Below are 6,634 nucleotides of genomic sequence, written 5' to 3'. Positions count from 1 at the left end.
CCATCGATGGCAAAGCGCGCCTTGATAAACTGGCCGCCCCGCTCATCGGACGTCTGCCCTCCGGAACCCTGCGCAACCTGATGGAAAAGCGTCTGGAAGATCTGATAGGCACTAAGAGCATGGCATTGGTCAGCCTGCGCGACGAATCGCCCGAGCCTCCAGCAAGTCCGACTCACGACTACTATGATGACCTGCCGCCAGAAGAACCCGGTTTTATCGCATACGAAAGCACCGGGCAGGACACTACTGAAGATCCCCTGGCCCCGCTGGTCATCCGTGCGCTCACTCACCTTGTCAGAAATCCATCCATCGCTCAGTCGGTGACGATTCCGGAGACTGAGCCTGAAAGCGACTATGAGCGACTGCTGCTTGGGGTACTCAACAAACTCAATGCGGCTCCACAACAGAACAGTGTCGGACTCCTGATTCAGTGGATCGGCAGCCCCTGGCAGGCCGAACTTCAGCGTCTGGCCGATAGCCCGGACAGCGATCGTATCAAGCCTGCTCCCGGCGACGTTTCTATGGTGCTGGCTCGTATGGCTGCCCGTGAAGAGGACCGCCGACTCGAATCTCTGGAGACCATTCTCAGATCCGGAGAGAAGCTCACAGCTGAGCAGCGTGACGAACTGCGTACGCTGAAACGCCAGCGCCACGAAAGAAATAAAAAACGTACAGCGATATATACCAGCCGCTGACTTGAAAAGTCGCTGCGGCAACCCAAAATAGATACCGGAAGAGTCTGCTGCGGCAAGAGCACGCAAAGACCGCGCACGTCAGGCCAGACACAGGAACATTCTGTGCGAACACTGGCCTAACGAGAGGTTAAAAGATATACTTCGGCGCTTTTCTTCCGCCTTTAAACACGGAATACAGGGCTTATATGTCATCCAGCACGCAACAATCCCGTCTTAAAGAACTGATCGCCAAGGGTAAGGAGCAGGGTTACCTCACTTACGCCCAGGTAAACGACCATCTGCCGGATGACATTGCCAATCCGGACCAGGTCGAAGACATCATCCGTATGATCAACGATATCGGTATTCCGGTATCCGAGTCTGCGCCTGACGGTGAATCCCTGTTCATGTCCGAAACCGCCGACGACGCCGCCGCTGAAGAAGCCGCCGCAGCGCTCGCCGCCGTAGAATCTGACGTTGGCCGCACGACTGACCCGGTACGTATGTACATGCGTGAAATGGGTACGGTAGAGCTGCTGACTCGTGAAGGCGAAATTGTTATCGCCAAGCGTATTGAAGAAGGTATCCGCGAAGTCATGTCTGCACTGGCGTACTTCCCGGGTGCTGTTTCCAGCATCATGCAGGCATTCCAGGACGCAGAAGAAGATCCGAACCGTGTCGGCGATATCTTCAGTGGCTTTATCGATCCGTCAGACGACAGCCTGCTGGCCAGCAACAACAACTCGAACGACACCAGCAACGACAGCAGCTCATCCGACGATGACGACTCATCCGACAGTGATGACGACAGCGATGACGATGACGACAGCTCAGAAAGCGAAGATAGCGGCATCGATATGGCCGAGGTCGTACGTCGCTTTACTGAAATTCATGATGCCAACGTTAAAGTAAGCAAGGCTCTGGAAAAACACGGTCGCGCCAGCAAACAGGCCGAAAAAGCCATCGCCGAGCTGGCCGATCTGTTTGCACCGATCAAGCTGACACCTAAGCATTTTGACGTGCTGGTCAACAACGCGCGCGAAGCTCTCGATTCAATCCGCACTCAAGAGCGTCAGATCATGGTTCTGATGACCCGTAAGTGCGGCATGAACCGTAAAGATTTTATCCGCGGATTCCAGGGTAACGAAGTTAACAACGACTGGATTGAAGAGCTGATCGCTGGCGGCCACGCTTATTCAGACAAGCTGGACACCTACAAGCTCGAAATTTTCCGCTGTCAGAAGAAAATTAAGGCTGTGGAAGACCGCGTTGGTCTCAGCATCCCAGAAATTAAAGAAGTTAACCGCCGCGTTTCTATTGGTGAAGCACGCGCACGTCGCGCCAAGAAAGAAATGGTTGAGGCCAACCTGCGTCTGGTTATCTCCATCGCGAAGAAGTACACCAACCGCGGTCTGCAGTTCCTGGATCTGATTCAGGAAGGCAACATCGGTCTGATGAAAGCAGTAGATAAGTTCGAATACCGTCGTGGTTATAAGTTCTCGACCTACGCAACCTGGTGGATCCGTCAGGCGATCACCCGCTCGATTGCTGACCAGGCACGTACCATCCGTATTCCGGTACACATGATAGAGACCATCAACAAACTGAACCGCATCTCACGTCAGATGCTTCAGGAGATGGGTCGCGAGCCAACGCCGGAAGAACTGGCCGAGCGCATGGAAATGCCTGAAGACAAGATCCGTAAGGTTCTGAAGATCGCCAAAGAGCCGATCTCGATGGAAACCCCGATCGGCGATGACGAAGATTCGCATCTGGGCGACTTTATCGAAGATACCCAGTCGGACTCACCGCTGGATACCGCAACTACCGACGGCCTCACAGAAGCAACACGCTCTGTACTGGCTGGCCTCACTGCACGTGAAGCTAAGGTACTGCGTATGCGTTTCGGTATTGATATGAACACCGACCACACTCTCGAAGAGGTAGGTAAGCAGTTCGACGTAACGCGTGAGCGTATCCGTCAGATCGAAGCGAAAGCTCTGCGCAAACTGCGTCACCCAAGCCGCTCAGAACACCTGCGCAGCTTTATTGACGAATAATCAGCCATCCACCCGGATCGCTTGATGAATAACCCGGCCCTGCCGGGTTATTTTTTGCTCAAAATCTTTGGAAAATCAAAGAGGTGGCACTTACCTGAGATGCTGCTTATAATGCTGCGCGGTCACGGATTCATCCAGACCCACAGGGAACGGGCCTGTAGCTCAGTTGGTTAGAGCACACGACTCATAATCGTTAGGTCCTCGGTTCAAGTCCGAGCAGGCCCACCATTTCCCCCTCAGCAACACCCTGTTCCAGTTCTACTTCCGTTTGTTGATTCATTCTTTTTACAAAAGAGGCTAATCTCTGGGCCTTAGTTAAGGAATCAACTATGTCCAGCCCCCTCCAGCTGACCCAGGCTCAGCAAACCAATAATATCTGGCGCCTTACCCTTGCTCAGGCGTTAGCCGGCGCTAATTCCATCGTAATTTTTGCCACCAGTGCGATCATCGGTCATCAGCTTGCTCCCGATCCGTTGCTGGCGACCTTACCCATCTCGCTATTTGTGGTGGGTATGGCGCTCTGTATTCTTCCTGCAGGCATGATCGCGCAACGCTATGGTCGTGTTACGGCGTTCCTTTCGGGTACCTCCCTGGGGGTTCTGTCTGGAGTGGCAGCCATGCTGGCGATGCTGCATTCCTCGTTCGTATGGCTTTGCCTGTCGACTATTTTTGGTGGCGCATACGCAGCGGTGGTCTTGTCCTTCCGCTTTGCTGCAGCGGATGGCGTTGCGCCGGAGCGACAGGCCAAAGCGCTGTCGCTGGTCATGGCAGGCGGTGTGGCGGCAGGTATTGTCGGCCCGCAACTGGTGACACATACGATGCACCTGTCGATACCCGGCTGGGACACGCCGGACTTCACTGGCACCTTCGCCATTCAGGCTCTGGTGGCCTTACTGTCGGCCATCGTACTCATGGGTGTCAGGCTGCCCCGCCCTTCCCAGGAAGACGTCTCCGGTGGACGGCCGTTAGGTGAAATCCTGCGCCAGCCCTTATTTCTGCCGGCCGTGATCTGTGGTGCAGCTTCCTATCTGGTCATGAACTTCCTGATGACTGCCGCCCCACTGGCGATGCATTTTCACGGACACTCGCAGGCAGACGCCAATCTTGGAATTCAATGGCACGTCATTGCCATGTTCGGGCCCAGCTTTTTTACCGGGCACCTGATCAGCCGCTTTGGTGCACGGCGTATTTCCATCCTGGGCCTGATTCTGACAGCGATCGCGGCGGTCGTATCGCTGGATGGCGTCGATGTCGCTCACTTCTGGGTCATGCTGATCATTCTGGGCGTTGGCTGGAACTTTGGATTTCTCGGTGCATCTGCGCTGATACTGCAGTGCCACCGCCCGGAAGAAAAAAACCGGGTGCAGTCATTGAATGACTTTATTGTCTTTTCACTGATGGCTCTCGGCTCGTTTGCATCCGGCGGTATTCTCAGCACCTGGGGCTGGGACATCGTGCTCTGGGTATCTTTCGCCCCAGTCATAGTTGCTGCGGTGATTCTGCTTGTGGTTGCGAATAGGAATTCGCTATCGGGGCAATCTATATAATTAAATTTTATTATCAACTATAGCGTCTATTATGAATCTCATAACAGGCGCACGGTGAAAGCTTCACACACCGGGCGTTAACTGCAACACAAAGCACACAACGCAAGATGAGGAGCTGAACTATGACAACCCCAACAGGCAAATGCCCGGTCATGCACGGCAGCGTCACCAAGGCCGGTGAATCCAACACCGACTGGTGGCCAAACGCGCTGAATCTGGACATCCTCCACCAGCACGACACCAAGACTAATCCGCTGGGCGAAGAGTTTAACTACGCCGAAGAATTCAAAAAACTGGATCTGGAAGCGGTTAAAAACGACCTGAAAGCCCTGATGACAGACAGCCAGGAATGGTGGCCGGCCGACTGGGGACACTACGGTGGCCTGATGATCCGTATGGCGTGGCACGCAGCTGGCTCTTATCGTCTGGCCGATGGTCGCGGTGGCTCAAATACCGGCAACCAACGCTTCGCACCGCTGAACAGCTGGCCGGATAACGGCAACCTGGATAAGGCGCGTCGTCTGCTGTGGCCGATCAAAAAGAAATACGGCAACAAGCTGTCATGGGCTGACCTGATGATACTGGCCGGTAACATGGCGTACGAATCCATGGGTTTCAAAACCTTCGGTTTTGCCGGTGGTCGTGAAGATATCTGGCACCCAGAGAAAGACACCTACTGGGGCTCAGAGAAAGAGTGGCTGGCACCCAGCGGTGGTGAAGGCACCCGTTACGACACATCTGGCGACCGCGAAATGGAAAACCCACTCGCCGCCGTCATGATGGGCCTGATTTACGTTAACCCAGAGGGCGTGGATGGTAATCCTGATCCGTTGAAAACTGCCAAAGACATGCGCATCACGTTCGAGCGTATGGCCATGAACGACGAGGAAACCGTAGCTCTTACAGCCGGTGGTCACACCGTTGGTAAAGCACACGGTAACGGTGACGCAGCGAATCTTGGCCCAGCGCCGGAAGGTGCTGACGTCGAAGAGCAAGGTTTTGGCTGGCAGAACAACAAAACCCGTGGCATTGGCCGCGATACGGTTACCAGTGGCGTTGAAGGTGCCTGGACCACCAACCCAACACAATGGGACGGCGGTTACTTTGATCTGCTGTTCAAGTACGACTGGGAACTGACCAAAAGCCCGGCCGGTGCCCACCAGTACCAGCCTGTGAACATCGCCGAAGAAGACATGCCAGTGGACGTGGAAGATCCTTCGATCCGTTGCATGCCGATGATGACGGATGCCGATATGGCGCTGAAGGTCGATCCGGAATACCGCAAGATCGCTGAGAAATTCCGCAACGATCAAGCGTACTTTGAAGATGTCTTTGCACGTGCCTGGTTCAAGCTGACGCACCGCGACCTGGGGCCGAAGTCCCGCTATCTCGGAGCTGACGCACCGGCAGAAGATCTGATCTGGCAGGACCCGATTCCAGCGGTAGACTATGACCTGACTGACGCTGAAATCGCCGATCTGAAAGCACAGGTTCTGGCGTCTGATCTGAGCATCGCAGAGTTGGTTGCCACAGCATGGGACAGCGCTCGTACTTTCCGTGCGTCCGACTTCCGCGGTGGTGCAAACGGGGCTCGTATCCGTCTGGCACCGCAGAAAGACTGGGAAGGCAACGAGCCTGAGCGTCTGCAGCGAGTGTTAGCGGTTCTGGAAGGCATTCGTGCCGGCTTCGCTAAGCCGGTCAGCATTGCTGACATGATCGTACTGGCAGGTACTGCGGCGGTTGAGAAAGCGGCGAAAGATGCAGGCGTTGACGTAACTGTACCGTTCGCTCAGGGTCGTGGTGATGCGACCGATAAGCAAACCGATGCGGAATCGTTCGATGTACTCGAGCCGCTGGCGGATGGTTTCCGTAACTACGTGAAAAAAGACTACGCAGTGGCCCCCGAAGAAATGCTGCTCGACCGGGCACAACTCATGGGGCTGACGGCGCCAGAAATGACGGTTCTGATGGGTGGCATGCGCGTACTGGGCACCAACTATGGTGGTGGTCAGCACGGTGTGTTTACGGATAAGGTCGGCGTATTAAGCAACGACTTCTTCGTGAACCTGACCGACATGGCCTACCAGTGGAAACCGGCCAGCAAGAGCCACTACAACATCGTTGATCGTAAGACTGGCGAGACGAAGTGGACGGCAACCCGGGTAGATCTGGTGTTTGGTTCCAACTCGATCCTGCGTTCCTACGCCGAGGTGTACGCTCAGGACGATAACAAAGAGAAGTTCGTTCGCGACTTTGTGAAGGCCTTTGTCAAAGTGATGAACGCGGATCGTTTTGATCTGAAGTAAGTCACCTGTGGCACCAGCGGACACCACCGCAGGTGCCATTCCTCCCA

3 protein-coding genes, 1 tRNA gene and 1 pseudogene are annotated in these 6,634 nt (G+C 54.9%); all 5 read left to right on the top strand.

Annotated features, from left to right (window positions below):
* Nucleotides 1–695 (top strand): annotated as a pseudogene (locus tag Q1L85_RS16395) (DNA primase); the annotation flags it as partial.
* A gap of 185 nt (nt 696–880) precedes the next feature.
* Nucleotides 881–2,734: an RNA polymerase sigma factor RpoD gene (rpoD, locus tag Q1L85_RS16390; RefSeq protein ID WP_300427934.1), complete on the top strand. Its 1,854-nt coding sequence runs from the start codon at nt 881–883 to the stop codon at nt 2,732–2,734.
* A 151-nt stretch (nt 2,735–2,885) separates the two neighbouring features.
* Nucleotides 2,886–2,962: transfer RNA gene (locus tag Q1L85_RS16385), tRNA-Ile, on the top strand.
* A gap of 101 nt (nt 2,963–3,063) precedes the next feature.
* On the top strand, nt 3,064–4,281 hold the full coding sequence (locus Q1L85_RS16380; protein WP_300427933.1) for an MFS transporter: 1,218 nt from the start codon (nt 3,064–3,066) through the stop codon (nt 4,279–4,281).
* Between the two features lie 122 nt (nt 4,282–4,403).
* Entirely contained in the window at nt 4,404–6,587 is a 2,184-nt protein-coding gene (katG, locus tag Q1L85_RS16375; protein WP_300427931.1) for a catalase/peroxidase HPI, read from the top strand.
* Nucleotides 6,588–6,634 lie beyond the last annotated feature (47 nt).

It is taken from the genome of uncultured Thalassolituus sp., from assembly GCF_950066645.1.
GTDB lineage: Bacteria > Pseudomonadota > Gammaproteobacteria > Pseudomonadales > Oceanobacteraceae > Thalassolituus.
Note: the sequence above shows the minus strand (reverse complement) of the source record. Positions and strands in the feature narration are given on the sequence as shown.

Excerpts from the sequence above, each read along its gene's own strand:
- rpoD (WP_300427934.1), top strand. The coding sequence starts at position 881 with ATGTCATCCAGCACGCAACAATCCCGTCTTAAAGAACTGATCGCCAAG.
- Q1L85_RS16380 (WP_300427933.1), top strand. The coding sequence starts at position 3,064 with ATGTCCAGCCCCCTCCAGCTGACCCAGGCTCAGCAAACCAATAATATC.
- katG (WP_300427931.1), top strand. The coding sequence starts at position 4,404 with ATGACAACCCCAACAGGCAAATGCCCGGTCATGCACGGCAGCGTCACC.